This is a genomic window from Flagellimonas sp. 389 (genome assembly GCF_018449435.1).
In the GTDB taxonomy this organism is placed as follows: domain Bacteria; phylum Bacteroidota; class Bacteroidia; order Flavobacteriales; family Flavobacteriaceae; genus Flagellimonas.
Map to the genome: position 1 here is coordinate 1 of NZ_JAHCMU010000038.1, position 575 is coordinate 575.

The window sequence follows — 575 nt, forward strand, 5'->3', positions numbered from 1 at the left end:
GCGGTGGATTCGGCACCGATAAAGGCGAACGCGTCCATGGAAAGCGTGGTACCGAAAATGCCCGGAAACTCTATAGGCAACCACTTGAAGAAGGCATCGGAAGAGAACGGTGGAACTGTTAAAAAAGATGGAAGTGCTGTATCCCCCGCACGTATCTCCGCTCCCGAACATGAGCTGAAGCGCGTGGAGAAACACCACCAAAATCTAAGGGAGAGTACGGTACGACCGGTCGGCGGATCCCACAAAAAAGCACGCCTGCTGAGCAACAAGACACACTATAATCCCCATGACCCGGATGCCCGCATATCGGTAAAACCGGGCAAGGCCGGAAAGCTCAACTACCGCTGCAGCATGGCAGTGGATACAGCGGAAGGGGTCATCTCGCATATCCAGGCCGACTTTGCCGACGACAGGGACAGCCAGTACCTGAAGGATATCGGCCAAAAAGTCCAGGACCGTTTAGGGCGGAACGAACTCATAATGACGGACCTGTTGGCGGACACAGGATATTCCAACGGCTCCAACTACGACTTTCTCGAACAGAGGAAGGTCACCGGATGGATACCCGTCTTCGG

General features: G+C 54.6%; 1 pseudogene. It reads left to right on the forward strand.

Annotated features, from left to right (window positions below):
- Nucleotides 1-36: 36 nt before the first annotated feature.
- Nucleotides 37-575 (forward strand): annotated as a pseudogene (locus KIM67_RS18505) (IS1182 family transposase); the annotation flags it as partial.